Origin of the sequence: Mesorhizobium robiniae, from assembly GCF_040545535.1 — a bacterium.
Lineage (GTDB): Bacteria > Pseudomonadota > Alphaproteobacteria > Rhizobiales > Rhizobiaceae > Mesorhizobium > Mesorhizobium robiniae.
In genome coordinates, this window is the sequence record NZ_JBEPMC010000001.1 from 325,806 (window position 1) to 351,930 (window position 26,125).

The window sequence follows — 26,125 nt, forward strand, 5'->3', positions numbered from 1 at the left end:
GGAGATATTAACCGCAGGATCGGAAAAGGAGGATTGCCGTCGCGCGGCTTTTCGACAGCATGGTATATAAGCAACGAAACCTTGGCGGAGCGGGTATGAGAGTCGGCTGGTATATCAACCGGTTGCGCAGCATGGAGCCGGCCGAGGTGTTGCACCGGCTGGGCGAGCAGCGTCGAAGGATCGCTTCGCGCCGCCGCGACGACGGTTGGGAGCGTTATCGTTCGTCCCAATTGCAAGCAGTGCTGCCTGGGTGGCGCGATGCTGCGCTGGCTGCGACGCCGGCACAACGGCAAGCCATAGCGTCGGCGGCGCAAAACACGCTTGGCGGCCAGTTTTCCGCACTTGGACGGACATGGCCACAGCGCGACTTCGATCGGCTGTTTCCTCCCGAGCTTTGGCGCCTTGATCCGGTGACCGGCAGGCTCTGGCCAGGCCCCGAGGCCCATACTTTCGATATCGATTTTCGCCATGGCGGCGACCGCGGCGATATAAAATACGTTTGGGAGATCAACCGGCTGCAGCAGTTGCCGCCGCTCGCCGCCCATCTGCTTCTGGCGGGCGACGACCAGTCTCGGATAGCCATCGAGGCGGCGATCGACAGCTGGCATTCAACCAACCCGCCTTTTCGGGGAGTCGGCTGGGCTTCCGGCATCGAAGTCGCGCTGCGAGCCATCAGCCTGATCGTCACCATGGACCTCGTCGGCGACCGACTGGGCGCGGCGACACGGCAGCAAGTGGGTGAAATACTGGCGGCAAGTGCCTATTGGCTGCCGCGGTTTCCCTCCCGGTTTTCCTCTGCCAACAACCATCTCGTCGCAGAACTGGCTGGCGAGTATCTGATCGGTCTGGCGTTGGGGATCAGGACAGACGCCGCACGCGACACTCTCCTGGCCGAGACGCACAAGCAGATTCTCGCCGATGGCGCCGGTGCCGAACAGACCCCGACATACGCCGCCTTTACGGCCGAACTCATCCTGCTGTGCGCCGCTGCGGCACGCCAGGCGGGGGCGCCGTTCCCTTCGCCCGTCGAAGCGCGCCTGGCCGCCTTTGCCGACTTCGTCGCCTGGCTCCCACCGGCCGCCGGCTTTGGCGACAACGACGAAGGTCGCGTGCTGACGCTCGGGGGCGAGCGGGGCTATGTCCGATCCGTCGCCGCCGCCATCCGCGGCTTTCTGCGGATGCCGGGCAACGCGGCGGAGCCGGACGATTTTCGTGGGCTTTTGTTTGGCACGCCGCCGGAACCGGCGCCGCTTTCGCTTGGGATCAAGACGTTCACGCAAGGCGGGCTATCCGTCTGGCGCGGTGAGATGAACGGCCGCAGCATCGATCTGACATTCGACCACGGCCCGCTCGGCTATCTCTCGATTGCGGCTCACGGCCATGCCGACGCGCTGTCGCTCACCTTGTGCATCGATGGCGAGCCGGTGCTGGTCGACCCCGGCACCTGGCTCTACGGTTCGGGGGGCGCCTGGCGCGGCTGGTTCCGCTCGACGCCGGCGCACAACACGCTGAATATCGATGGCAAAAGCCAAAGCATCATTGCCGGAGAGTTCAACTGGTCGCACAAGGCGGTTGCGACATTGATGGACAGCGAGCCGGGGACCCATTGGAAGCTGCGCGCGCGGCATGACGGGTATGAAAGCCGCTTCGGTGTCGTCCACCAGCGTACCGTGACGCAGCACGGCGACGGGATTCTCGTGATCGACCAACTGCTCGGCGGCAGGCGCGTGGCCGAGATCGTCTTCCAACTCGCCGCCGGCCTCGATGCCCGCCGGGACGGAGAGATGGTCATGGTGCTGCGGAGCGATGAACCGCTGGTGGCCATCCGCTTTCCGGACGCCGCGATCGACATCCGCGCCGGCGGCGACGCACCGGGGCAGGGCGGCTGGGTCTCACCGCGTTTTGGCATCAGGCAGCCAGCCGAACGCATCGCCTGGCGTGGCGAAGTGGGCGAGGACGGAGTTAAAATCCACCTCGCGCCAATCCCCCCTTCGCGGAGATAGCGATCGGCGCCGCAGCGGAGCGGCCTATCCGGTGTTCCGGCCGTATTCGAGATAATTACGTTGGGACATTTAGCGTTTTGTTACGGTTGACCTGCTAGCCTGGCGCAAATCCGGCATGCTTTGCTCGTTCCAGCCGCAATAGCCGCCTGGTTGCAGGCAACGCGCAGTGGATTTGGCAAGCTTTTTGCTTCGCAGTTCGCCGGATCGCCATTTCACGGCCCAGGAGCCACTGCACCGATGTTTTCTGAAGTCGCCAGAGTGATTGTGGAAAAACTCTCGAACGTCAATCTGCTGACGCTCGGCCTGCTTTTTCTCACGGCGCTGGGCAGCGCGGTGATCGCTTACTGGCGAACTGTCGAGCATAAATCCATCAGGGACTTTTTCGATTTCGCCTTCCCGGCGGAAGTCATCCTGCACCCGTCGGCGCGAGCGGATGTCCTATTTTGGGTCACGAAACGGCTGATGATGCCTTTCCTGCTCATTCCGGCCGGCGTCACCTTCGTTGCTGCCGTGGGCTATGGGACACACCAGGCAGTCGGTTGGCTGTTCGACATCCATGCCCCGCTCATTGGCGGCCCCGCCGGGCCGGTGACGATCGTCATCTTCACCGCAACCATGCTGATCGCCTACGACATTTCATACTACCTCTACCATGTCGCCCAGCACCACTTCCCGTTCCTGTGGGAATTGCACAAAGTGCACCATTCGGCCGAGGTGATGGTGGGAATAACGAAGGATCGGGTTCACCCGCTGGACGATCTGATGAACCGCATGTGGGATGGCGTCATCCCGGGGATCTGCTTCGGCATCTGGAGCCTGATCGCGCTCGATCCGGTGGAGATCGCCATCTTCGGCATCAACGTCTATGTCATCCGCAACATCCTGATGATGGACTTTGTTCGCCACACCCACTTCAAGATTTCGTTCGGGCCGTTGAACAACATCATTTTGTGCCCGCACTGGCACCAGGTGCACCACAGCATCGATCCTCGCCACTACGACAAGAATTTTGGCCTACTCTTTTCGTTCTGGGACCGCCTTTTCGGGACGCAGTTTGTCCCGGAGCCGAATGAAGACCTCAAGTTTGGCCTGATCGATCGCGATGTGCGCGATTATCAATCGCTCTTTGGGCTTTACATCCTGCCGCTCAAGAAGATGGGGGGACATGTCGTCAGACTGTTCCAGAGGCGTCCCGATGTCATTGCACAGCCACAGGATCGTTCCCCTTCATGAACACCATTGTTTCGATTGACGCTTCAAGCGCAGAGCGCCTGGAAGTCGTCCGTTCGGCGGAACGCCTGGCTGCGATCGAAGCCGATTGGATGGATCTTTGGCATCGCACCGATGCGCTGATCTTCCAGAGCCATGCCTGGGTTTCGGCATGGTGGAATACCGTAGCGGACAGTGACCAACGCGCGCTGCGGATCGGGCTGGTCTGGAGCGGTAACAGGCTCGTTGCCGTCGTTCCCCTGGCGATCGGCAGGCGCAAAGGCCTGCGGTTTCTTGAATGGGCTGCCAACAGCTATACCGATTACGGGGATATTCTGGTTGCTCCGGAATGCTCATTATCGGCCCTGCAGGACGTATGGGCCCAGATCTGTGACGCCGGCGGCTTCGATCTTGCCTTTCTCAATCGTCTCTTGCCAGGTGCGGCGGCGCGCAGAATTTTCACTTCGGATCTCTCACGCGGCATCAGGCTTCGCCCCAATCACAGGGAGGAAGTCAGTTATCGCGTCGCCGGACCGTGGAAGAGCGGCGCGGCCTGGTTTGAGGACCAGTCCAAAAAGACACGTCAGAACTATCGGCGCGGCATCAAGGCATTGGAAGAAACCGGGAAAGTGAAATTTCGCTTGCTTGCGCCCGATGAGCCGCTGCAGCCGGTATTGGAGCGGCTCGCTGCCCTGAAGCGCAGATGGCTGGTGCAGCACACGCGTGAATCCCAACTTTTCGAGGAGGGAGCGCCAGTGCTCGCCGCACTCGTCGACGCGCTGGCGCGCGCGGACGTGCTGCGCATTTTCGTGCTTGAATGCGATGGCGTGATGGTTGCAGTCTCGATCAACTTCGTCCAGCACCACACGATGATGGCGTTCGTGACCACCTTCGATCCGGATTTCAGCCGAGCGTCGCCGGGAATAATCCTGATCATGGACTACATACAGTGGTCGATCGATCATGGCCTGGGCATGGTCGATTTCCTCTGTGGTGCAGAATCGTTCAAGAACAAGTTCGCAACGCAGGGTGTTATCCTACAATCCGTTCTTGGAACGCGCACGGCGCAAGGCCAGCTGGCCCTTCTCGCCGATCGTATGCGTCAGAGGGTCCGGCATGTACGCGGACGCGGATTGGTGCCGACGCCCTGATTTCGGTTTGATTGCGCCAGCCTCGTGTCGCCGGCAGCACGAACCGCTCAAAGTGCCGATTGCGTCTGAGACGGAACGACCCGCCAGACCTTGTTGCCGACATCATCCGCCACAAGCAGGGCGCCACGCCGGTCAACCGCCACGCCCACAGGGCGACCAAGAGCCTTGTCGTCCTGGCTCAGGAAGCCGGTCAGGATGTCCTGAGGCGGGCCGGAGGGCCTGCCGCCGGTAAACGGAACGAAAATCACCTTGTAGCCGCTGCGCGGTTTGCGATTCCACGAACCATGTTGGCCGACGAAGGCGCCATTTTTGTATTCAGGACCGAACAGGTCGCCCGTGTTGAAGGTCAGTCCCAATGAAGCCGTATGCGCGCCGAGCGCATACTCCGGCTTGATCGCCTTGGCGACGAGGTCGGGCCGCTGCGGCTCGACGCGCTCGTCGACATGCTGGCCGTAATAGCTGTAGGGCCAGCCGTAGAAGCCGCCATCCTTCACCGAAGTCATGTAGTCCGGCACCAGGTCGCTGCCGATCTCGTCGCGCTCGTTGACGACGACCCAGAGCTCGCCGCTTTCCGGATTCCAGGATAGGCCGTTGGGATTGCGCAGCCCGGAGGCGAAGAGACGCGTCTGTTTCGAGGCGAGATCGATCTCCAGCACGGCGGCGCGGTTCTCCTCTTCCTCCAAACCGTTCTCTGCGACATTGGAATTGGATCCGACCGTCGCATAGAGCTTCGTCCCGTCTTGCGAGGCGGTCACGTCCTTGGTCCAGTGGTGGTTCCTCCCGGCGGGCAGATCGACGATCTTCTCCGCCGGCGCGGTGATCTCGGTCGCGCCCTCCTGGTAGGGGAAGGCTACAATGGCGTTGGCGTTGGCGACGTAGAGTTTGCCGTTGAGCAGAGTCATGCCGAATGGCGAGAACAGCCCGGTGAGAAAGGCGGTTTTGGTTTCCGCCACCCCGTCGCCATCCTGATCGCGCAGCAGGGAGATGCGATTAGCGCTCGGCGTTTCCGCGCCGGCCTGGCTTTGGAAGAAATCTATGAAGAAGCGGCGTATGCTGAAGCCCTCGTCCGGCTTGGGCGGCGCAGCGCTCTCCGCCACCAGCACGTCGCCGTTCGGCAGCACGTATAGCCAGCGCGGATGGTCGAGCCCGCCAGCGAACTCGTTGACTGCAAATCCCTGGGCCGCTGTCGGCTTCGTGCCCTGCGGCCAGGGGGTGGCCTTGGCGACATGGACGGTCGGCAACCACGTCGGATTGGGTTCCGGCAGGGTCGGGTTGGGGCCGTAGCCTTCCGCGACCGGAACTGCCGCCTCTTCGCGGGACAGGAAGAAGACCGCTCCGCCGGCTACGACGAAAAGAACGATCAGCACGAGAAGGGCGGTAAGCAACTTTTTCACCAGAACCTCGCAACATCGAAAGAACGCAAACGCGCTTATCGCGTTCCGGTTGCGGCAGGAGCGGCCAATAGGGAGAAATAGGCGGCAAGTGCGCGGATGTCGTCATCCGTCAGCCCCTTCGCGGCGTTGGCCATGAGATGGCCGAAGCGCGTTCCACCTCGCTTTCCCGCCCTGAACAGCTCGAGCTGCGCCCCGATGTAGCGCTCAGGCTGGCCAGCGATCGAGGGATAGAGCGGACTGCGGTCCTGTCTTCCATGACAGCCGAGACAGGCGGGCACGCCGGTGTCCCTCATGCCCCTCTCGGCGATTTCCCTACCGCGCCGGACAAGCTCGGGATCGCCGCCGCTGCCGGGGTGCGTCGTCGGCAGGGCAGCGAAATGCCTGGCCAGGTCCGGCCAGAACTGAGGCCCTGCCTCAACGGCGGGCAGGCTCATCAGGCCGCTTGCCCGGCTTCCCTCGGCGTAGGCACGCAGGCTTTCAAGGAGATAGGTTTCGCTCTGCCCGGCGAGAACGGGTATCGCGGGGCCGCGCCCGCGCCCGTCTTCACCGTGGCAGCGGACGCAGTCCGCGAGCGCCTGCGGGAGGGTTCCGGCAGCGACTGGAGGAGGCGCAAGCCTTTCTCCATAGGCGAGGTCACGATAGGTGGCTTCGTCCATCGCCGGCAGTTCGCGCAGGAAGGCGACCATCGCCCAGACCTCGTCGTCGCGTTCCTGCGTCGGCCAGGCCGGCATGCCGGTGAAACGCACGCCGTGCTTGACGATGCGGAAAAGCTGCGCGTCGGTCCATTCGCCGACGGTTCCGGCAAGGTCGGGCGGTTGCGGCAGCATCCTCGCGACGACAGGAGATCGTGGCTCGCCCGGCGCACCGTGACAGATGGCGCAGCCACGCGCGAAATGCCCGGCCGCCGGCTGGATCGCATGGCGCGGTAGAGAGTCCGGGACGTCGACCGCAAGCGCATAGGTGCGCACAGCCGATTGCATGGCGAAATGGAGAAACCATTCCGTAATCTTCCAGTGGCCGCTTGAGGCACCGACATTGAAAAAGCCGATCCAGGCCGCCAGCACCACGACGAAGGGCAAAATGGCAAGCGCTATGGCGAGCTTCTTCCAGCTGATATGCATCAGCCTGTTTCCCGTGACGGAGTGGCGAGCATGCGTGCGAAAAGCGCTAAGCCGCCGGCCAGATAGACCGCTGCACCAACCAGAAGCATGATGACGCCGCCAAGCTCCTGATCCTGCTGCGCGGAAAGCGTCACGCCGTAGCAGCTTACATCGCCTGTGCCGAATAGCGGCCTTGGGGTCAGCGCCAGCAACGCGCCAAGCAAGGTCATATGGATTGAGGTGAGAAGCAGGGCGAAGGCTCCGGCGGCATTGCCTGTGGCATCCGAGCCGCGGCGCGGCAGGCAGGCCAGCCACAAGAACAGCCCAGCGGCGAGAAACGTGGCCTGCTCGATGGCGGTGGCCAACAGCGAGCTTTGCGCCAGAGCCCGCAAGGCCGGCGCGTGCCAGGACCAGACGACGATGAGTTCGACGAGGGAGGCGGGGAGGGCGAGGGCGAACGCCCGGTTTGCATCTGGTGTTTGGCCGAGCGGGAGCCCGATCGCGATCAGCGGCGCAGCGATCGCCACCACTCCCATATGCGCCAGCATGTGCGCCGAGAACGAATCCCGCCAGGTATCGAGCAGCGGTCCGAGCCAGACCAGGGCGAGGACGAAGATACCCAGGATGAGGCAGGTTCGTCTCACCGGATACACTCCGTCAGGAACAGCGCGGGCATCGCGGTGAAGATCACAGCGATGAAGCTGAGACCCGAGAGCAGCAACGTCGCAAAGCCCTGGAACAGGGTCCGGTCTCGTCTCGTCGGATCGTCATGGGGCGGATCGTCGGTGCCGAAGCCCCATTGTCGCCAGGCGAGCCATGCGGACAGCGCGATCAGTGAGAGGGCGACCATAGTGGCGGCGGCGATTCCAGCGCGCACGGCACTGAAACCCAGTCCGACCAGCTCGGGCTTTGCGCAATAGACCGCCGCGCCTATGTAGCAAACGAGGAAATGCGCAGCCCATACCACGGGTGCGGTGAACAGCGTCCAGAGTGTCTCGATCTGTTTGGGGATGAGCCGCATCGCCGCCTCACATCGCCGCCGGAAAAAGGCCGATGATGGTGAAGGTGATGACGGCGGCGATCAGCAGGAAATGCCAGTAGAGCACCACGTTGCTTAGGTCCATATCATGCTTCTGCGTCAGCCGGCCCGCCAGCGAACGTGCCAGGCAATAGGCCTGCATTACCGTGCCGACCGCAGCATGGGCGAGCACCCAGAGCACGAGAATCCACACGATAGCGGGATAGACGTGGCTCGTCGGGTCCATGGGCCACGGTCCGGCCAGGCCTGCGACGGACGCGCCGACGGTCGTTAACAGGGACAGCACCAGCAGGCCCCGCATGGCGGTCGTGGCGCCTCGCCTGTTGAACCTGCGGGCCGCCATCATCAGGCCCCATGCTGCGGCGAACAGGATGGCAGCCGCCAGCGACCAGACTGGGTCAGGCCCGGAAATCCCTGCGGTGAAGTCGGCATGGATCGTCCAGTAGAAGAAATAGCCGAAGACCAGGCTGGCGAAGGCTGTGCCGTCGCCGACCATGGTGATGAACATTGCCCACCAGCCGACCGAATCGGGGCCGGAGGCATAAAGCGGCAGGCTGAGGCCGAGGCCGACATCTTTTGTCGGCTTCTCGGGGATTTCGCCGGTGCCCGTCCAGAGCCAGTAGGTGACGGCGCAAAAGCAGATGATTGCGGCCAGCACCGTGGCGATCCACCAGTGGAAGGTCAGCGCGATGAATGTGGCCCCGAGCGAAAGGGCCGAGACAATGGTGACATAGGAGGTGCCGCCGACGCGCAGCACCTGGATGGGCTCGGCGTCGAGCACGGAGGTCACCAATCCCTCGCGCCATCCCTCTTCCGCGTCGGGCAGGTAATAGCGGCCTTCATTGACCTTGCGCACAAGGTCCTTCTGGTCCCAGAGCGGGTAGCGGCTGCGCACGATGGGTATCGAGCGGACGCCCCAGTTCTCCTCCGGCTCGGAGATCCATTCCAGCGTACCGGCGTTCCATGGGTTGAGCTCGCCGCGCGGCTGCCGGTGTTTCGGCCGGAGCGTGTCGAAGACAACCACCAGCACGCCCGCGGCGGAAACGAAGGCTCCGGCCGTCGAGATCAGGTTCAGCCAATCCCAGCCGATTTCGGCCGGATAGGTGAAGACGCGTCGGGGCATGCCGCGCAGGCCGCTCAGATGCATGGGGAAGAAGGCGATGTTGAAGCCGCAGAACATCAGCCAGAAGGCGAGTCGCCCCAGCCGGTCGGAGAGTTTCTTCGCGTCGATCAGCGGGTAATAGTAATAGAGGCCGGCTACGACCGGAAAAAGCATGCCGCCGATCAGCACATAATGCAGGTGCGCGACGACGAAATAGGTGTCGTGCGCCTGCCAGTCGAAGGGCGCGAGCGCCACCATGACTCCCGTCAGCCCGCCAATGACGAAGATGGCCAGCCCTCCGGCACCGAACAGCATCGGGGTCGAGAAAATCACCCGGCCGGCCAGCATGGTGGCGATGAAGACGAAGATCTGCACACCCGTCGGTATCGCCACCGCCTCGGAGGCAGCCGAGAAGAAAGCCAGCGAGATCTGCGGCAGGCCTGTCGCAAACATGTGATGTACCCACAGGCCGAAGGAGAGGAACCCCGTCCCCACTGCCGCGAGCACGATCCAGGAATAACCGACGATCGGACGCTGGGAAAAAGTCGGCACGATCATCGCCATCAGCGCGATCGCCGGCAGGAAGATGATGTAGACCTCCGGATGGCCGAAGATCCAGAATAGATGCTGCCAGAGCAACGGGTCGCCGCCGCGCGCTGCATCGAAGAACGGCCAATCGAACATCCGTTCCATCTCGAACAGCAGGTCGCCGGCGATCAGCGGCGGGAAGGCGAACAGGATCATTCCCGCCACGATCAGCAGGTACCAGGCGAAGAGCGGCATCAGGTTGACGCGCATGCCGGGCGCGCGGCATTTCATGATGCCGACGATGAGTTCGACCGCGGCAGCGATCGAGGCGACTTCGATGAAGGAAAGGCCGAGCAGCCAGATGTCGGCGCCGATGCCGGAGAATTCCTTGTCTGTGGCGAGCGGCGGATACATGAACCAGCCTGACGACGGTGCCGCACCGAAGAAGATCGAGCCGCAGACGAAGATACCGCCGAGGAAAAAGCTCCAAAAGCTGAAGGCCCCGAGGCGCGGAAACGGCATCTCGCGCGCACCCAGCATCGGCGGCAGGAGGAAGATCGCGACCGCCTCGAAGATCGGCACCGCGAACAAAAACATCATCACCGTGCCGTGCAGGGTGAAAGCCTGGTTGAAGAAGTCGGCCGACAGGAAGTCGTTGTCGGGCACGGCGAGCTGCAGGCGCATGAGCAGCGCGAGCACGCCGGCGAACAGCATGAAGGCGAAGGCCGTCGAGCCGTACCAGAGGCCGACCTGGAAGTTGTTCACCGAGGCCCAGTAGCGCCAGCCGGTCGGATTGGCCCACACGGCGCGCAGCCGCTCCTCCTGCGCCTTGTATTCTTGCCGTGAACGCTCGTTGACCGCAGCGCTCATTGCAGGCCTCTCAGCCAGACGGCCATCGCGCGAATGTCGTCCGGCGGCAACATGTCGAAGGCCGGCATGCTGGAGCCGGGTTTGATCCGTTCGGGCCGGGCGATGAAGCGGGCGATGGCGTCTTCGGTATTGGGCAGGATGCCGGCTCCGACGGTAACGCGGGAACCGAGATGCGAGAGATCCGGGCCGATCGTGCCCCGCGCATCGGTGCCCGCGACGAAATGGCAGGACCCGCAGCCATGGCGCAGGAACAGCGCGCCGCCGCCCGCGCCTGCCCGCTCCGCGGGAATTGCCTGGGCGGCCAGCCAGGACCGGAATTTGTCGGGCTCCATCGCCACGGCCGAGAACGCCATCAGCGCGTGGGACGTGCCGCAATATTCCGCGCAGGGCCCCCGGAAGACACCGGGTTTCGTGGCCATAAGCGAAAGCCTGTTGGTGCGGCCGGGGATCATGTCCATCTTGCCGCCGAGCGGAGGGATCCAGAACGAATGGATCACATCGGCGCTTTTCAAGGTTAGTTCGACCCGCTCGCCGACCGGCAGCCTGATCTCGTTGGCGGAAGCGACCGGCGGTCCCTGAGACGGGTGATAGACAATTTCCCACCAGAACTGCTTGCCGGTGATTTCGATCCGCAAGCCGGCGGAACTCGCCTGGGCGAAGGGCCGAAGGCCAGGCATCAGCCACAGTGCATAAGCGAGCAGGGCACAAAGCGTGACCGACGGGAAGATTACGCCGCCCCAAAGGATGATCCTGCTGGCAGACCTTTCGTTCAGCACGCGACGATTGAATAGGGCTGAATGAAGAAGCAGGCCGACCACGCCCAGCCAAATGACCGCGCCGCCGCTTAGCATTACCCAGAACAGCACGGCTATCTGCTGCGCTTCCTCTCCCGCGGGCTCAAGTGCCGACGGCACGCCGGCAAAGCCGCTCGCGAGCAATAGAGACGCAGCGGTCAGGCTGAAGTATGGACCCATTTCCTACCCCTCCGCGGATAAACTGGCGAGAGGGGCGGAAGTTCCGGGCACTGAGCTTTCGAACCAAAGCTGCATTCGCGCCGCCGCTCTCTTTCGGCAATTTTTCGACGAGCGACGAAACAATTGCGCTCGATCCCCGTTTGGCCGTCATGGCGGGTATTTGAGTGGGGCGGGATTGCCCATGCCAAAGGAGGCGACGATGAGCGCAACCGGCTTGGAGGTTTTTGACAAAACCCTGCAGACGACAAACATCTGGCTGGACGAGATCATGGCCGATCACGGGCCCGACAGGCGCGTTGCCTGGCATATGCTGGGAGCCGTTTTACGCACCTTACGGGATTGGCTGCAGATCGAGCTGGCTGCCAATCTGGGGGCAGGGCTGCCGCTTCTCATACGCGGAGCCTATTATGACCGGTATCGGCCGCATGATCTGCCAGCCGACAGCCGTTCATTGGAGGATTTCCTGCAGAGCATCGCGGAGGAGATGAAATCCAGTCGGCCCGTGAATCCCGAGGACGCGGCGAGATCCGTGTTCAAAGTTCTCGCCAGGCATGTCGACCTCGGCCAGTCGGCGAAGGTGCGAGACGCATTGCCGAAGCAGATCCAGGCGCTTTGGCCCGAGAGTGTCGGAGTCTAGCAGCAAACGGCCTGATTCATTGCTCCGGAAAACGACTTGTTCGCAGCTTGTTCGCAGCGGGCTGTTGCGCTCGGCAGGCGCTGGTGGAAGAATGGACATTCCTTGGAAACGTCTCATTGTGCGAGCGAGTCGTGCCCGTGTTTCAGACGTTCACGATATCTGTCTGGACCCCTAACATCCGGCCTCAGACGCACTACGTGAAGGTAGGGAACCACAAAGGCTTTCCGACAGTTGAGTGAAGAGGCGACAGCAACCAGACCGGCCGGGGCGAGGATACCATGCGCGAGAACCACTCCGACGTCTTCGATCTGTTTTCGGAGATTTATACGAACGCGGCGCAAGAGGAGATAAGCATCCAGCAATATCTCCTTGCCTGCCGCGAGGATAAATCGATGTACGCCTCGGCGCCCGAACGGATGGTTGAGGCGATTGGCGAACCCACCCTGATCGACACCAGCAAGGATGAGCGGCTCGGCCGCATTTTCGCAAACAGAACAATCAAAGTGTATCCCTCCTTCGCCGAGTTCTATGGCATGGAGGACACGATCGAGCGCATTGCCGGCTATTTCCGCTACGCCTCTCAAGGGCTCGAGGAACGCAAACAGATACTCTATCTGCTCGGCCCTGTCGGTGGCGGCAAGTCCTCGCTCGCCGAACGGCTGAAAAAGCTGATGGAGGAGCGTCCGATCTACACGCTGAAGGTCGGCGGCCAGATCAGCCCGGTTTTCGAATCGCCGCTCGGGCTTTTCCATCCCGATCGCATGGGCGACTTGCTGGAGGACAAATACGGCATCGCTCGGCGCCGGCTGAACGGCCTGATCTCGCCGTGGGCGGCCAAGCGCCTCGATGAACTATCGGGCGACATATCCAAGTTCAGCGTGGTCAAGCTGATGCCGTCGCGGCTGCGCCAGATCGGCATCGCCAAGACCGAGCCGGGCGACGAGAACAACCAGGACGTTTCGGCCCTGGTCGGCAAGGTCGACATAAGACAACTCGAGAATTTCAGCCAGTCCGATCCGGACGCCTATTCCTACAGCGGCGGCCTGAACCGGACCACCCAAGGGCTGCTTGAGTTCGTCGAGATGTTCAAGGCGCCGATCAAGGTTCTCCATCCGTTGCTCACCGCTACCCAGGAAGGCAGCTACAACGGCACGGAAAACTTCGGATCTTTCCCTTATCAGGGCATCGTCGTAGCCCATTCCAACGAATCGGAATGGCTGCAGTTCAAGAACAACAAAAACAACGAGGCGTTCCTCGACCGTATCCTGGTGGTCAAGGTGCCGTACTGCCTGCGGGTCACCGAGGAAAGGCAGATCTACGAAAAGCTGCTGCGCGAAAGCGAATTGGCTTCCAGTCCCTGTGCTCCGGAAGTGCTGGACATCCTCAGCCGGTTCACCGTCTCGACGCGGCTCGCCGAGCACGACAATTCGCCGCTCTACACGAAGATGCGCGTCTATGACGGCGAGAACCTCAAGGACATAGATCCCAAGGCGAAGTCGGTTCAGGAATACCGCGATGCCGCCGGTGTCGACGAAGGCATGACCGGCGTCAGCACGCGCTTTGCGTTCAAGATCCTGTCGCAGACCTTCAACTACGACACCAATGAAGTGGCCGCCGATCCTGTGCATCTGATGTACATTCTGGAGGAGGCGATCAAGCGCGAGCAGTTCCCGAAGGAAACCGAAGCCGCCTATCTCGACTTCATAAAGTCGGAACTGGCCACGCGTTACGCCGAGTTCATCGGCCATGAGATCCAGAAGGCCTATCTGGAATCCTACAGCGAATACGGCCAGAACCTGTTCGACCGCTACATCGCCTACGCCGATGCCTGGATCGAGGATCAGGACTACAAAGACCCCGATACCGGCCAGATCCTCAATCGCGAGGTGCTGGACAATGAACTGTCGCAAGTCGAAAAGCCGGCCGGCATCGCCAATCCCAAGGATTTCCGCAACGAGGTCGTGAAATTCACGTTGCGCGCCCGGGCGAGGAACCATGGCCGCAACCCGTCATGGACAAGTTACGAGAAGCTGCGCGAAGTCATCGAGAAGCGGATGTTCGGCCAGGTCGAGGACCTGCTGCCGGTGATCAGCTTCGGCTCCAAGCAGGACAGCGTGACGGAGAAGCGTCATACCGAGTTCGTGCATCGGATGGTCGAACGCGGTTACACCGAACGTCAGGTCCGCCGGCTGGTGGATTGGTACATGCGGGTGAACAAGGCGGGTTAAGTCCGGCCGGGATGGTTCCATGCCGATCTTCATCGATCGCCGACTGAACCCGAAGGACAAGAGCCTCGGCAACCGCCAGCGCTTCTTGAAGCGTGCGCGCGAGGAGCTGAAGCGAAGCATCCGCGATCAGATCCGTACCGGCAAGATCGCCGATGTGGATGCCGAGCACGCCGTGTCCATGCCAGCGAGGGGCACAGCCGAGCCAAGCTTCAGCGATGCGAAAGACAGCGGCAAGCGGCAGCATATCCTGCCGGGCAACAAGCATTTCGCTCCTGGCGACCGGGTTCCCAAGCCCGGCCAGGGCGGCGGCGGTGGATCTCCCGGGAAAACGGTCTCGGAAGACGATTTTCGTTTCGTGCTCTCGCGTGAGGAGGTGCTCGACCTCTTCTTCGAGGACCTCGAACTTCCCGACATGGTCAAGCTCAACCTCAAGGAGATACTTGCCTTCAAGCCGCGCCGGGCCGGATTCGCCGCGACCGGTGCCCCGACCAATATCAATGTCGGGCGCACGATGCGAAACAGCCATGGCCGCCGGATTGCGCTCAAGCGTCCCAAGCAAGGGGATCTCGATGCGATTGTAGAGGAACTGGCAGTCCTGGAGGCAGAGCCCCAGGGCGCGGCGGCACGCCAGCGCATCACAGCGTTGCGCGAAGAGCTTGAGCGACTTGAGCGCCGTCGCAAGCGGATCGCCTACGTCGACCCCGTCGACATCCGCTTCAACCGTTTCGATAACCGGCCGGTGCCGAATGCCAACGCGGTCATGTTCTGTCTCATGGACGTATCCGGCTCGATGGGCGAACGCGAGAAGGACTTGGCCAAGCGCTTCTTCGTGCTGTTGCACCTCTTCCTGAAACGCCGCTACGATCGCACCGACATCGTCTTCATCCGTCATACGCACGAGGCGCAGGAAGTCGACGAGGAAACCTTCTTCTACAATACGCAAAGCGGTGGCACTGTCGTCTCCACGGCACTCGAGGAGATGCACCGCATCATCGAGCAACGCTATCCCAGCAACGAATGGAACATCTATGCCGCCCAAGCATCTGACGGCGACAATTTCGTAACCGATTCCGAGCGCTGCATCGGCCTCATGGACGGCCAGATCATGCGCCTGTGCCAGTATTTCGCCTATGTGGAGATCCTCGACGAACGCGAGAGCCATATTTTCGGCGCCACCGATAATGGAACCTCGCTCTGGCGCGCCTACAGCGCTGTCAACCAGAGATGGCCGAATTTCCAGATGAGCCGTATCGCCAACGCAGCCGACATATATCCGGTCTTTCGGCAGCTCTTTGCCAGGCAGCCGGCCCTGCAGAAGAGCGCTTGAGGGGAACCGATGGCAAACCAGACGAGCAAATTCGGCCAGACGAGCAAATTCGGCCAGACCGGCAAATCCAGCCAAACCAGCAAATCAGGTCTGCTCTTTTCAGGGTCCGACTGGGACTTCAAGACGCTGTCGCGCGCCTACGAAACAATCGAGGCGATCGCGATCGAAGAGCTTCACCTCGACGTCTATCCGGTGCAGATGGAGATCATCTCGTCCCAGCAGATGCTCGATGCCTATTCATCGGTAGGCATGCCGCTGATGTATCGTCACTGGTCCTTCGGCAAGCACTTCCTCTACCAGGAGTTGCTCTATCGCAAGGCGGGCCGGGGTCTGGCCTATGAACTGGTCATCAATTCCAATCCTTGCATCGTCTACCTGATGGAGGAAAACACCATGGCCCTGCAGGCGCTGGTGACAGCCCATGCGGCGCTCGGCCACAATCATTTTTTCAAAAACAATCATCTGTTTCGGCAGTGGACGGATGCCAGCGCGATCCTGAGCTATCTGGATTTCGCCAAGAGTTATATCGCTCGTTGCGAGGAGCGGCACGGCGTCGCCGCGGTGGAGGCGATCCTCGACTCGGCTCACGCGCTGATGGAGCAGGGCGTATTCAGATATCGCCGGCCGCCGAAGCTGTCGTCGGAAAGGCAGCGCGAAGGCATTCGCGAGCGCCTGGAATACGAAGAGCGTTCCTATAACGATCTGTGGCGCACGCTCCCGCGTTCGAAGAGCGGAGACAATGTGGGGGAAAAGGAGCCCGGCACGGCGGAGCGGAAGAAAACGCTCAAGCTGCCCGAGGAGAACCTGCTCTACTTCCTGGAAAAAAACAGCCTGGTACTGGAGCCTTGGCAGCGTGAAATCATTAGAATCGTCCGCGTCGTGGCGCAGTACTTTTATCCGCAGCGGCAAACGCAGGTGATGAATGAAGGTTGCGCCACCTTCGTGCACTACACACTCATGAACACGCTGTTCGATCGCGGCCTGATCAGCGAAGGCGCGATGCTGGAAATCCTGCGCAACCATTCGAACGTGATCTTTCAGCCGGCCTTCGACGATCCGCGTTTTTCGGGTATCAATCCTTATGCCTTGGGCCTCGACATGATGCAGGACATCCAGCGCATATCGACAGAGCCGACCGCCGAGGATCGCGACTGGTTCCCCGATATCGCCGGCAACGGCAATTGGCGCGAGACCCTGCTCGACGCGTGGGCGAACCATCGCGACGAATCTTTCATCCGCCAGTATCTGAGCCCCGCCCTGATGCGTAAATGGCGGTTCTTCATCCTCACCGATGCCGCCAGCGAACCGCATTACGAGGTCGCGTCGATACACAATGAGCGTGGCTACGAAAAGATACGCGCTGGGCTCGCCCACAGCTACGACATCGGCGCGAGCCGGCCGGATATCCAGGTGGTGGATGTGGATCTGCTCGGCGACCGACAGTTGCGACTGGAGCACAAGGTGAAGAACGGCATTATGCTGGAGGAGGCCAATCGCGACGCCACGCTGCGCCATATCCGTCGCCTCTGGGGCTATGAGGTCAGCCTGGCGGCGATCGATGCGCAAACGGGCGGGACGCTCAACGAACGTTCGACCAGCCAAATCGGGGAATAATCGAACCCGGGCGGCCGGCGACGTCGTCGTTCTACAGCCGATCGCGGCAAGGTCCGCGCCGTCTCGCCATGCGTCAGCCCAGGCTCTAGTGATCAAGCTTGCTGTGGGTCTGATAATCTGGCCGTAGGACCCCGGGAAGGTCGGCTGTGTGGGAATCTCGGGTGGTGTATCGGGAGGAATTTCGACGGGCTGCCTCTCCGGGCTGGGAACGGGATCAGGCGAAGGCGGAGGCACGCCCGGAGGCTCATCCGGCGGAGTCTCCGGTGGAGCGGGCGGCCGGGCAGGCTCAGGATTGGGATTATCCGGTATCGGCACGGGATTGTTCGGATCAGGATCGGTCATGTCCGCTTCCTTGACGAGGATCACCCTGGGATGTTCCTCGAGGAGGATCACCCCGGGATGACAACCATCGTGCCTAAAGATGGTTCCCGGCCGTCACTTTCGTCACCTTTACCGGGTCGGCGAGCACTCTATGTACGCTGCGTATTGCGAGGCACGGTTCAGGGAGTAACGGCATGCGCGCGTTCATGATTGTCACCCTTCTTCTGGTTGCAATCACAATGGCGCTCTCGCTCGCGCATGCGTTGGAGTTGCCCGGCAAGCTGCGCCTCAAGGAGGCCACCTACAAATCCGTACAGGCGATCTACTATCCCGGCTTCACTGTCGGCGGGTTTGCCGAGATCGGCGGCATCATTGCACTCGCCATCCTGCTCTACCTGACGCCCTACGCAAGCGCTCGATTCTGGTGGACCTTGGCGGCCCTTGTCTTCTTGGTGGCGGGACATGCGACCTATTGGCTGGTCACGCATCCCGTCAACAATTTCTGGGTGCAGGATATCGCCGTGCCGAAACCAGCCGCGGCATTCTTTTCGATGTTCTCTCGTAAGCAAAGCGGCGACTGGAAAGAACTGCGCAACATCTGGGAGGCTTCGCATGTTGCCAGGGCGGGCCTGGCTATGCTGAGCCTGATCTCGGTTGCCGTCGCCGCGACATTTTTTGCTGGGAATGAATAGCGCCGAGGAATGGCAGCGCTATTTGTTGGTCCGCATCTTCTGCCTTGGATTGATCCCGCCAAGGGCGTTCGTGTCGTTCTCGACGTCACCTTCGATCGTGTTTTCGCCGTCAAGTACGATTTCGTCGCCTTCCTTGATCGTGCCCTTGGACGTCCCTATTCCAGGATTGTTCCTCAGATCGGCATCGCTCGGTTTTTTCCATTTTGGATGTTTGGTTCCGCTCATAGCACAACTCCTTCGAAAGGGTCCTGCTCTAGAAACAGCAGGGCGCGATGAATGTTCCGGCGAAAGGCAGCCTGATACGGCTCTGATTGCGAGGCGCTAAAGCCCGAATGGATAGGTGTCGGGAACGCCGGTTCCGACATGCTCGGGCCCAAGCGGCGTCACCGCGGCGGTTTCGTCAAACCAGACGAACGCGTCAAATTGCTGGGCAAGAGAAGCATCCGCGTAATGGCTGCGCAGTTCGGTTTCCGGCCGATAGATCACGCCGATGAAGCGCTCCAGCCGCCGCTCCGACAGCCGCTTGCGGAGATCGTCGTCGCGCTTGATGTCGAGCAGGAAACGCGAGACGCCGCAATCATGGCAAAGCCGTTCGTAGCTATCGCCATGGGAAGGCCGCACCCGTTTGATCTCCATCTCACCGTCCCAGTCGGAGGCCGCGGCGACCGTCCCCGAATGCGTGCTGAGCCCGATCAAGGCAGCCTCGTCGCCGAAACGCTGGCGGCAGAACTGGCCGATGTTCACTTCGTCCCTGACAACCCCCATCTCGGTGTAGCGGGCATCGCCGATATGGGAATTATGCGCCCAGACGACCGCCTTGGCGTTTGGCCCGCGGGCTTCGATGAGATGCTCGAGCGTCTCGAACATGTGGGTGTCGCGCAGGTTCCAGGACTGCGCGCCGCCATAGTACATGATCCGATAGTAGCGTTCTGCGGAAGCGATCAACCGGGCATTCTGGGTGGCGTCCAGAAAATCGACGCCATCCTGCTGCGCATAGTCGAGTTGCTTGGCAAGCAGTTCGCGGCATTGTTCCAGCACCGCCTCCTCGCATTTCTCGTAGCCGGAGGTGAGTGCGACGCGGCCGTAGGTGGAGGGCTCATTTTGCCAGGGCGTCAGGCAGCCATAGCGTTCACGTGCGATCTTTGCCGCCTGCGGATCGACCCTGTCGAGATATTGCAGAACCGCGGCGATCGATCCGCCCATATTGTAGATGTCGAGGCCATAGAATCCCGCCAGTCGCGACGATATCCTGATCCGTTCATTGTGATATCGCATCCAGTCGACGAATGCCGCAACGTCCGTGTTGCGCCACATCCAGGTGGGAAACCGCTGGAACGGCGGATCGGCGTCGGCCCGTGGCGGCCGGCGGCGGACGTAGCGGTCGACCGCCGCAGCGTCAGGCCAATCGGCCTCGACAGCGACGATGGTGAAGCCATGCTTTTCGATGAGCCTGCGGGTGATCGCAGCGCGGGCCCGGTAGAACTCCGACGTGCCGTGGCTCGCTTCGCCGAGCAAGACGACGCGCCGGTCGCCAAACCGGTCGAACAATTCGCCGAACGCCGGATCGTCGAAATCCGGCAGCGGTTCGGCCGCTGCCGCGATCATCTCCGGCAGGCTGCGCGTGCGGGCGCGTGCGGTCGCGATACGGCTGCCGCTCTCGGGCCAGCCCTGCTCGCCGATGAGCGGCACGAACCGCACGCCGCCGAAATCCTCCTCGCTATAGGTTGCAGCGCCGGTTCGGGTGACCTTGAGAAGGCGCTGATCATGCGGTTCGTCGCCGACCGGGATGACGAGCCTGCCGCCGACGTCGAGCTGTTCCTGAAGCGCAAGCGGCGCACCAGGTCCGCCGGCGGCGACCAGAATGGCGTCGAAGGGCGCTGCGTCGGGCCAGCCCTTGGTGCCATCGCCGGTGCGGACTTCGATATTGTCATAGCCGAGTTCTTCGAACCGCTGTCTCGCCGTCCCGGCCAACCCAGCGTGGCGTTCGATCGTGTAAACGCGTTCGACGATCCGGCTCATCACGGCAGCCGCGTAGCCTGAACCGGTGCCAACCTCCAGGACATGGTCGCCTGGTCCGATCTCTGCCATCTCGATCATCAAGGCGACGATGTAGGGCTGCGATATCGTCTGACCCTCGGCGATCGGCAGCGGCCCATCCTCGTAGGCGAATTCTTCAAAGCCGGGTGCGACGAAAGCCTCGCGCGGAACCTCACGCATCGCATCCAGCACCTCGCGGTCACGGATACCACGGCGGCTGAGATGGACTTCGACCATTCGGTTGCGAGCATCGGGAAGATCGAGCATCTTTTGCTCCTCTTGCAAGCTGGTGGCCCCCGCCCGATTGTGCCCTCAATCGTGCCAACCGGCGACAATCCCTCGATCGGCGTGCGCTCGGCCCGGCAGCGCTTGATCTCATTTTGGCGGCTCGTCTCCTTAACCGTTGGCGAGCTTCCAGGTTCCTGCAAAAGAGCGACTGGTGGGCGCGGCGGCGGCTCCGGCCGAACTTATTTCCGCGAAAATCCTTTCTTCGGGGCGATCTCACTCCAGATATCGACGGGGCGAACGCATTCTGGAGACGTTTCGATGAATGACGAGGCTCGGACCACCGCACAGCCAACAGGCCTTGACCAGGTCAGTCTCATGGACCGCTATTGGCGCGCCGCGAACTACGTTTCGGTCGGCCAGATATACCTCCTCGACAATCCGCTCCTGCGCGAGCCCCTGAAAGCCGAGCACGTCAAGCCGCGGCTGCTCGGCCATTGGGGCACGACGCCCGGCCTCAACTTCATCTATGTCCACCTGAACCGCGTCATCCGCGAACGTAATCTCGACCTTCTGTTCATCTGCGGCCCAGGTCATGGCGGCCCCGCGATGGTGGCGAACACGTGGCTCGAGGGCACCTACAGCGAGATCTATCCTGAAATCGGCCAGGACGAAGACGGCCTGAGAAAACTCTTCCGGCAATTCTCTTTTCCTGGTGGGGTGCCCAGCCATGCGGCGCCCGAAACGCCCGGCTCGATCCATGAAGGCGGAGAACTGGGTTATGCGCTGGTCCACGCTTTCGGCGCGACCTTCGACAATCCCGATCTGGTCGTCGCCTGCGTCGTTGGCGACGGCGAAGCGGAAACCGGACCGCTCGCGGCGGCATGGCATTCCAACAAGTTCCTCAACCCGGCGTCCGACGGCGCCGTGCTGCCGATCCTGCATCTCAACGGCTACAAGATCGCCAACCCGACAATCCTTGCCCGGATGGATGACGTGGAATTGCGGGGTCTGTTCGCCGGCTACGGCTACGAACCATTTTTCGTAGAAGGTCACGAGCCAATTCCCATGCATCGGTTGATGGCCACGAAGCTGGACACCGCGCTCGACAGAATCCGCTCGATCCAGAAGCGTGCTCGGGCATCGGACTGGCAGGGAGAGCGTCCGCTGTGGCCGATGATCGTACTGCGGAGCCCGAAGGGCTGGACCGGACCGAAGGAGGTCGATGGCAAGAAGGTCGAGGATTTCTGGCGCTCGCATCAAGTGCCGGTGTCGAATGCCCGCGGCAACGAAGCGCACCGCAAGATCCTGGAAGACTGGATGCGGAGCTACGAACCGGAAAAGCTGTTCGACAACAGCGGGCGTCTGCTTCCAGACCTGGCGGCGCTTGCGCCAACCGGGTCCAAGCGCATGGGCGCGACCCCTTATGCCAATGGCGGATTGCTGAAGCGCGACCTAGCGCTTCCCGATTGGAAAGGCCTGGCGCTCGACGTGCCGCGTCCGGGAGGCACCAGAGCCGAGGCGACGCGGGTTCTCGGAAGCTATCTCCGCGACGTCATACGCCAGAACGCGGAGGCCAGGAATTTCCGGCTGATGGGGCCGGATGAGACATCCTCCAACCGCCTCGACGACGTGTTCGAGGTTACGGACCGGGTCTGGATGCAGCGGATCGAGCCCTACGACGTCCAGCTCTCCCGCGACGGCCGCGTCATGGAAGTGCTCAGCGAGCATCTCTGCCAGGGTTGGCTGGAGGGCTATCTGCTGACCGGCCGCCACGGCCTGTTTTCCTGTTACGAAGCGTTCATCCACATCGTCGATTCCATGGTCAACCAGCATGCGAAATGGCTGAAGACATCCAGCGAGCTTGCCTGGCGCAAGCCGATCGCTTCACTCAACTACCTGCTGACCTCCCATGTCTGGCGGCAGGATCACAACGGCTTCAGCCACCAGGATCCCGGTTTTGCCGACTTCGTCGCCAACAAGAAGGCCGATACGGTCCGGCTGTATTTCCCCCCGGATGCCAACACGCTGCTCTGGATCACCGATCATTGCCTGAGAACCTACAACCGCATCAACGTGATCACCGCCGGCAAGCAGCAAGCGCCGCAATGGCTGTCTGTCGAAGACGCAGAAGCGCACTGCCGGGCGGGGGCAGGGATCTGGGAATGGGCAGGGACGGTGGCGAAGGGTAAGAATCCGGATGTGGTGATGGCCTGCGCCGGCGACGTGCCGACGCTGGAGACGCTCGCTGCCACCGACATTCTGCGTTCGGCGTTTCCGGAGCTGAAGGTTCGCGTCGTCAACGTGGTCGACCTGATGACGCTGCAGTCGAATTCAGAGCATCCGCATGGCCTTGCCGACGAGGATTTCGACGCGCTGTTCACGAAGACCAAGCCGGTCATCTTCGCCTATCACGGCTATCCCTATCTCATCCACCGGCTGACCTACCGACGCGCCAACCATGACAACATGCATGTGCACGGTTTTCGCGAGGAAGGCACCACGACGACGCCGTTCGACATGGTCGTGCTCAATGAACTCGACCGTTTCCACTTGGCGCTTGCTGCGATCAAACACGTGCCGGGGCTGGCCGAACGGGCGAAAGACCTTGCCGCCGAACTGCAAGCGAAGCTGGTGGAGCACAAGGCCTATGTCCGCGAGCATGGCGAAGACATGCCCGAAATTCAGAATTGGAACTGGCCTGAGAACAGTGCGGCGAAGGCTGGCGATTGATGCGACAGGCAATTCTTGCACTGAACGCCGGCTCCTCCAGCATCAAGTTCGGACTGTACGACCTCGGATCCTCCGGGGACCTGCAACTCGTCTCGCGCGGTGCGCTGGATCTGGGCGATGCACCGAAGCTCACCGCGAAGGCGGCCGACGGAACGGTGCAGTGTGATCGGCCGCTTGCCGGAGACGCGCGCAATGCTGGCATTGACGCGTTACTCGACTGGATCGAGAGCGAGCTTGGCGGCAGGAAGCTGGTGGCCGCTGGCCACCGCATCGTGCATGGCGGGCGCGAGTTCGTCGAACCGGTCCGTCTGACGCCTGACGTGATCGACGCCTTGGACAGGCTGACGCCGCTTGCGCCGCTGCACCAGCCTCGCAGTCTCGCGCCGATCCGCACGCTTTCCGCGCTGCGGCCGGACTTGCCGCAGGTCGGGTGCTTCGACACAGCCTTCCATCAGACGATCGATCCGATCGTGAGCCGCTTCGCGCTGCCGCGCAGATACGATACGGACGGAATCCGCCGCTACGGGTTTCATGGTCTTTCCTACGAATACATCGCCGGGCGGCTCAAGCAGATATCGCCCGCTCTTGCAGCGAAGCGGACGATCGTCGCCCATCTCGGCAACGGAGCGAGCCTGTGCGCGATGCGCGACGGGAGAAGCGTCGATACGACGATGGGCTTTTCCGCGCTCGACGGCCTGGTCATGGGCACGCGTTGCGGTGCCATCGATCCGGGCGTGCTTTTGTACTTCATCCTGGAAAGAGGCGTCTCGGGGGAGGCTCTGCAGCACATGCTCTACGAGGAATCCGGGCTGCTCGGAGTATCCGGCGTCTCGGGCGACATGCGTACGCTGGAGGCGAGCGACGACCCCCACGCCCGCGAAGCGGTGAACCTTTTTGCGTTCCGGGCCGCAAGGGAGGCTGCCGCGCTCGCCAACACTTTGGGCGGCCTCGAATGCCTCGCGTTCACCGCCGGCATTGGCGAGCGCTCGGCGCCGGTCCGCAAGGCAATATGCGAAAGGCTCCACTGGCTTGGCGTGGCGATTGACGAGCCGTCCAATGCCTCGCATGCCGAGATCATAAGCCGACCGGACAGCAAGGTCGAAATACGCGTCGTCGCGACCGACGAGGAGAGCATCATTGCTCGCCACACATGCGTGCAAGGGATTGCTCGCTAGCGCAATCGACGGCCGCTGTTTTCTATCGCATCGGCCCGAAATCGGAACCGATTTTCGGAAAGCACGATGCTCGGATACAAATCGCTAGAGCGTACTTTGTGCGTCCAAGTGGGCGCATGTCGCTCTAAGGCAAGGAACCCTGCGCCGCCGCGGTCGTTTCCCTGTCTGGTTACCAATGCGGGATCCGATTACCACAGGGAGAAATCCAATGGCCGAAACCACCAGCACGGCAGGCGCCTCAAAGGCGGCAAACGAAGCGCAGGATGCGATGAAGAAGCAGATCGCCGAGCTTCGCCGCGAAATCAGCAAAATAAATCGGACCCTTTCCGACCAAGCCGAGGAGGCACAGGGCTGGTACGATAGCGCCGCCGAACGGGCCTCGCGCGCAGCCCGGCAATTGCGCAGCCAGGCGCACACCGTGTCCGAAACTGTCCAGCAGAACCCAGGCACAGTTTCTTCGGCGATGGTGCTTGGCGGCGTGGTCGGTGTTCTCTTGGGAATTGCGATTGCAAAGAGTTCCGAGCCCGAGCGGCGGTGGTTCTAGGCCGGCCGAGCCTATCGGGTGTCAAGCATGGCTTTTGCGCTGTCGGCATCCGTTACGATCACCGTCGCCAGCCCGGCCCGCGCCGCGGCTAGAAGAATGGCATGTTTGTGCGTCCCGCCTGAGCCAATGATCCGGCAGGGAATGTTGCGGTAGTCGTCGAGTTCCGGCGAAAGCACCTGGCCGTTCAGAGGGTGGTCCACAGGCTTGCCCCAGGCATCGAGATAGCGGCCCAGGAGGTCACCGACGGCGCCGGCTGCGATGAGATCACGCGCGTCCGTTCCCTCAGGCAGGCCGTAACGCACTTGGAGCGATTGCCGCGATACATCTCCCACGCTGAGATAGGAGACATCCACATCATAGGTGCGGGGGAATATCCTCTGGAACACCGACTGGGAAATGATCGCCTCGCGCGACTGCGGGCTCTCCGCGTAGATCGGCGCCGCGAAATAGCAGCATTGCGCGCCCAGGACCTGCGCGAAGCCGCGGACGATCTCGAATGTGTTGATCTCCAGGCCGCGCGTCAGTCCGCCCATCATGGACCGTACCTCCATCTGCGGCTCGCTGACGGCCGTCATGTGCCGTACGGTTTCCCGCAACGTCGCCCCCCAGCCGACACCGATAGAGGCAGGCTTCCGGCTTTGGATCAGCCTATCCAGATAGGCGGCCGCGCCCCGGCCAATGACCGAGTGCACCAGCCCGGGATCGCCCGGCGTCGGCACCACGACGGCATCCTGCAGGCCGAACCGGCTCCGCAGTTCAGCCTCGATCTCGATATTGGCGGCTAGCGGCGAGCTGAAGCCTATACGCACAATCCCTTCCTCAAGTGCTGCGGCGAGAAGCTCGTTGACCCTGCGGCGGGTGAGATGCATCCGCTCGCCGATCTCTGCCTGTGTCAGGCCCTCGACATGATAGAGCCATGCCGCCCTGATCATCAGCTCCTGCTGGTCCATGCGCTCTACCCCTCGTGCCGTGGCCGCTTTTGGTTACAAACGTCACACTGGTGTAGCATTTGTAACTTATAAATTCCGGCGATCTGTTTCCGGCTGATCGGTTGATTTGCCAGCAGGAAAATCATGGCCGTTTCAGCCGGATAGCAGATTAAACAGGAATAGATCAACTTGGATAGATGCTCTGATATGGGCAGGATTTGCCATGACTATCTAGAATAAATCGATATGAATACTTTATGTCTAAATACATAACTGCGGATTGTCACAAATAA

At 61.8% G+C, this 26,125-nt stretch carries 20 protein-coding genes; 11 read left to right on the forward strand and 9 right to left on the reverse strand.

Going from position 1 to position 26,125, the window contains the following annotated elements:
- Window positions 1-95: 95 nt before the first annotated feature.
- From ABID19_RS01565 to ABID19_RS01575, 3 genes are all read left to right on the forward strand, one after another.
- Window positions 96-2,003, forward strand: coding sequence for a heparinase II/III family protein (locus tag ABID19_RS01565; protein ID WP_354487453.1), 1,908 nt, complete (start codon window positions 96-98; stop codon window positions 2,001-2,003).
- Window positions 2,004-2,240: 237 nt separating this feature from the next.
- Window positions 2,241-3,236, forward strand: a complete 996-nt coding sequence (locus ABID19_RS01570) for a sterol desaturase family protein (protein ID WP_354487454.1) — start codon at window positions 2,241-2,243, stop codon at window positions 3,234-3,236.
- Window positions 3,233-4,363, forward strand: coding sequence for a GNAT family N-acetyltransferase (locus tag ABID19_RS01575; protein ID WP_354487456.1), 1,131 nt, complete (start codon window positions 3,233-3,235; stop codon window positions 4,361-4,363). The genes ABID19_RS01570 and ABID19_RS01575 overlap by 4 nt, the downstream gene beginning before the upstream one ends.
- A gap of 47 nt (window positions 4,364-4,410) precedes the next feature.
- On the opposite strand, the gene ABID19_RS01580 is transcribed toward ABID19_RS01575, so the two are convergent.
- From ABID19_RS01580 to coxB, 6 genes are all read right to left on the reverse strand, one after another.
- Complete coding sequence (locus tag ABID19_RS01580; RefSeq protein ID WP_354488265.1) at window positions 4,411-5,685, reverse strand: PQQ-dependent sugar dehydrogenase; 1,275 nt, start codon at window positions 5,683-5,685, stop codon at window positions 4,411-4,413.
- Between the two features lie 107 nt (window positions 5,686-5,792).
- Window positions 5,793-6,878, reverse strand: a complete 1,086-nt coding sequence (locus tag ABID19_RS01585) for a c-type cytochrome (RefSeq protein ID WP_354487458.1) — start codon at window positions 6,876-6,878, stop codon at window positions 5,793-5,795.
- Complete coding sequence (locus tag ABID19_RS01590; RefSeq protein ID WP_354487460.1) at window positions 6,878-7,501, reverse strand: cytochrome c oxidase assembly protein; 624 nt, start codon at window positions 7,499-7,501, stop codon at window positions 6,878-6,880. The genes ABID19_RS01585 and ABID19_RS01590 overlap by 1 nt, the downstream gene beginning before the upstream one ends.
- The gene (locus ABID19_RS01595; RefSeq protein ID WP_354487462.1) at window positions 7,498-7,878 is read right to left on the reverse strand and encodes a hypothetical protein; all 381 of its coding nucleotides are present in this window, start codon (window positions 7,876-7,878) and stop codon (window positions 7,498-7,500) included. Before ABID19_RS01595 ends, ABID19_RS01590 begins: the two co-directional genes overlap by 4 nt.
- Before the next feature lie 7 nt (window positions 7,879-7,885).
- Window positions 7,886-10,396 (reverse strand): cytochrome c oxidase subunit I, encoded by a 2,511-nt coding sequence (gene ctaD / locus ABID19_RS01600; RefSeq protein WP_354487464.1) that lies wholly within the window; start codon window positions 10,394-10,396, stop codon window positions 7,886-7,888.
- A complete protein-coding gene (gene coxB, locus ABID19_RS01605) occupies window positions 10,393-11,370 on the reverse strand; it encodes a cytochrome c oxidase subunit II (protein ID WP_354487466.1) in 978 nt (325 codons plus the stop codon). The genes ctaD and coxB overlap by 4 nt, the downstream gene beginning before the upstream one ends.
- A 199-nt stretch (window positions 11,371-11,569) precedes the next feature.
- On the opposite strand from coxB, the gene ABID19_RS01610 reads away from it, so the two are divergent.
- The 5 genes from ABID19_RS01610 (at window position 11,570) to ABID19_RS01630 (ending at window position 18,189) form a co-directional block, all read left to right on the forward strand.
- Complete coding sequence (locus ABID19_RS01610; RefSeq protein WP_354487468.1) at window positions 11,570-12,007, forward strand: DUF2267 domain-containing protein; 438 nt, start codon at window positions 11,570-11,572, stop codon at window positions 12,005-12,007.
- A 278-nt stretch (window positions 12,008-12,285) separates the two neighbouring features.
- Window positions 12,286-14,235: a PrkA family serine protein kinase gene (locus ABID19_RS01615; RefSeq protein WP_354487469.1), complete on the forward strand. Its 1,950-nt coding sequence runs from the start codon at window positions 12,286-12,288 to the stop codon at window positions 14,233-14,235.
- Window positions 14,236-14,254: 19 nt separating this feature from the next.
- Window positions 14,255-15,562, forward strand: coding sequence for a YeaH/YhbH family protein (locus tag ABID19_RS01620; protein ID WP_354487471.1), 1,308 nt, complete (start codon window positions 14,255-14,257; stop codon window positions 15,560-15,562).
- Window positions 15,563-15,571: 9 nt separating this feature from the next.
- Window positions 15,572-17,176, forward strand: coding sequence for a SpoVR family protein (locus ABID19_RS01625; RefSeq protein WP_354487473.1), 1,605 nt, complete (start codon window positions 15,572-15,574; stop codon window positions 17,174-17,176).
- A 515-nt stretch (window positions 17,177-17,691) separates the two neighbouring features.
- Window positions 17,692-18,189, forward strand: coding sequence for a DUF1772 domain-containing protein (locus ABID19_RS01630; RefSeq protein WP_354487474.1), 498 nt, complete (start codon window positions 17,692-17,694; stop codon window positions 18,187-18,189).
- 18 nt (window positions 18,190-18,207) lie between these two features.
- Here the strand turns inward: ABID19_RS01630 and ABID19_RS01635 are convergent, their stop codons facing one another.
- Both ABID19_RS01635 and ABID19_RS01640 read right to left on the reverse strand, forming a co-directional pair.
- Window positions 18,208-18,414 carry a hypothetical protein gene (locus tag ABID19_RS01635; RefSeq protein WP_352931271.1) on the reverse strand — a complete coding sequence of 69 codons (207 nt, stop codon included), beginning with the start codon at window positions 18,412-18,414 and terminating at the stop codon, window positions 18,208-18,210.
- Between the two features lie 96 nt (window positions 18,415-18,510).
- Window positions 18,511-20,493, reverse strand: a complete 1,983-nt coding sequence (locus ABID19_RS01640; RefSeq protein WP_354487476.1) for a protein-L-isoaspartate(D-aspartate) O-methyltransferase — start codon at window positions 20,491-20,493, stop codon at window positions 18,511-18,513.
- Window positions 20,494-20,772: 279 nt separating this feature from the next.
- On the opposite strand from ABID19_RS01640, the gene ABID19_RS01645 reads away from it, so the two are divergent.
- The 3 genes from ABID19_RS01645 (at window position 20,773) to ABID19_RS01655 (ending at window position 24,903) form a co-directional block, all read left to right on the forward strand.
- Window positions 20,773-23,184: a phosphoketolase family protein gene (locus ABID19_RS01645; RefSeq protein ID WP_354487478.1), complete on the forward strand. Its 2,412-nt coding sequence runs from the start codon at window positions 20,773-20,775 to the stop codon at window positions 23,182-23,184.
- Window positions 23,184-24,359 carry an acetate/propionate family kinase gene (locus ABID19_RS01650; protein ID WP_354487479.1) on the forward strand — a complete coding sequence of 392 codons (1,176 nt, stop codon included), beginning with the start codon at window positions 23,184-23,186 and terminating at the stop codon, window positions 24,357-24,359. The genes ABID19_RS01645 and ABID19_RS01650 overlap by 1 nt, the downstream gene beginning before the upstream one ends.
- A gap of 208 nt (window positions 24,360-24,567) precedes the next feature.
- Window positions 24,568-24,903, forward strand: coding sequence for a hypothetical protein (locus tag ABID19_RS01655; RefSeq protein ID WP_354487480.1), 336 nt, complete (start codon window positions 24,568-24,570; stop codon window positions 24,901-24,903).
- Between the two features lie 11 nt (window positions 24,904-24,914).
- Here ABID19_RS01655 and ABID19_RS01660 read toward each other — a convergent pair whose 3' ends face one another.
- The gene (locus ABID19_RS01660) at window positions 24,915-25,853 is read right to left on the reverse strand and encodes a sugar-binding transcriptional regulator (RefSeq protein WP_354487482.1); all 939 of its coding nucleotides are present in this window, start codon (window positions 25,851-25,853) and stop codon (window positions 24,915-24,917) included.
- Between the last annotated feature and the right edge of the window lie 272 nt (window positions 25,854-26,125).

Excerpts from the sequence above, each read along its gene's own strand:
- ABID19_RS01565 (WP_354487453.1), top strand. The coding sequence starts at position 96 with ATGAGAGTCGGCTGGTATATCAACCGGTTGCGCAGCATGGAGCCGGCC.
- ABID19_RS01570 (WP_354487454.1), top strand. The coding sequence starts at position 2,241 with ATGTTTTCTGAAGTCGCCAGAGTGATTGTGGAAAAACTCTCGAACGTC.
- ABID19_RS01575 (WP_354487456.1), top strand. The coding sequence starts at position 3,233 with ATGAACACCATTGTTTCGATTGACGCTTCAAGCGCAGAGCGCCTGGAA.
- ABID19_RS01585 (WP_354487458.1), bottom strand. The coding sequence starts at position 6,878 with ATGCATATCAGCTGGAAGAAGCTCGCCATAGCGCTTGCCATTTTGCCC.
- ABID19_RS01595 (WP_354487462.1), bottom strand. The coding sequence starts at position 7,878 with ATGCGGCTCATCCCCAAACAGATCGAGACACTCTGGACGCTGTTCACC.
- ctaD (WP_354487464.1), bottom strand. The coding sequence starts at position 10,396 with ATGAGCGCTGCGGTCAACGAGCGTTCACGGCAAGAATACAAGGCGCAG.
- coxB (WP_354487466.1), bottom strand. The coding sequence starts at position 11,370 with ATGGGTCCATACTTCAGCCTGACCGCTGCGTCTCTATTGCTCGCGAGC.
- ABID19_RS01610 (WP_354487468.1), top strand. The coding sequence starts at position 11,570 with ATGAGCGCAACCGGCTTGGAGGTTTTTGACAAAACCCTGCAGACGACA.
- ABID19_RS01615 (WP_354487469.1), top strand. The coding sequence starts at position 12,286 with ATGCGCGAGAACCACTCCGACGTCTTCGATCTGTTTTCGGAGATTTAT.
- ABID19_RS01620 (WP_354487471.1), top strand. The coding sequence starts at position 14,255 with ATGCCGATCTTCATCGATCGCCGACTGAACCCGAAGGACAAGAGCCTC.
- ABID19_RS01625 (WP_354487473.1), top strand. The coding sequence starts at position 15,572 with ATGGCAAACCAGACGAGCAAATTCGGCCAGACGAGCAAATTCGGCCAG.
- ABID19_RS01630 (WP_354487474.1), top strand. The coding sequence starts at position 17,692 with ATGCGCGCGTTCATGATTGTCACCCTTCTTCTGGTTGCAATCACAATG.
- ABID19_RS01635 (WP_352931271.1), bottom strand. The coding sequence starts at position 18,414 with ATGAGCGGAACCAAACATCCAAAATGGAAAAAACCGAGCGATGCCGAT.
- ABID19_RS01640 (WP_354487476.1), bottom strand. The coding sequence starts at position 20,493 with ATGCTCGATCTTCCCGATGCTCGCAACCGAATGGTCGAAGTCCATCTC.
- ABID19_RS01645 (WP_354487478.1), top strand. The coding sequence starts at position 20,773 with ATGAATGACGAGGCTCGGACCACCGCACAGCCAACAGGCCTTGACCAG.
- ABID19_RS01650 (WP_354487479.1), top strand. The coding sequence starts at position 23,184 with ATGCGACAGGCAATTCTTGCACTGAACGCCGGCTCCTCCAGCATCAAG.
- ABID19_RS01655 (WP_354487480.1), top strand. The coding sequence starts at position 24,568 with ATGGCCGAAACCACCAGCACGGCAGGCGCCTCAAAGGCGGCAAACGAA.
- ABID19_RS01660 (WP_354487482.1), bottom strand. The coding sequence starts at position 25,853 with ATGGACCAGCAGGAGCTGATGATCAGGGCGGCATGGCTCTATCATGTC.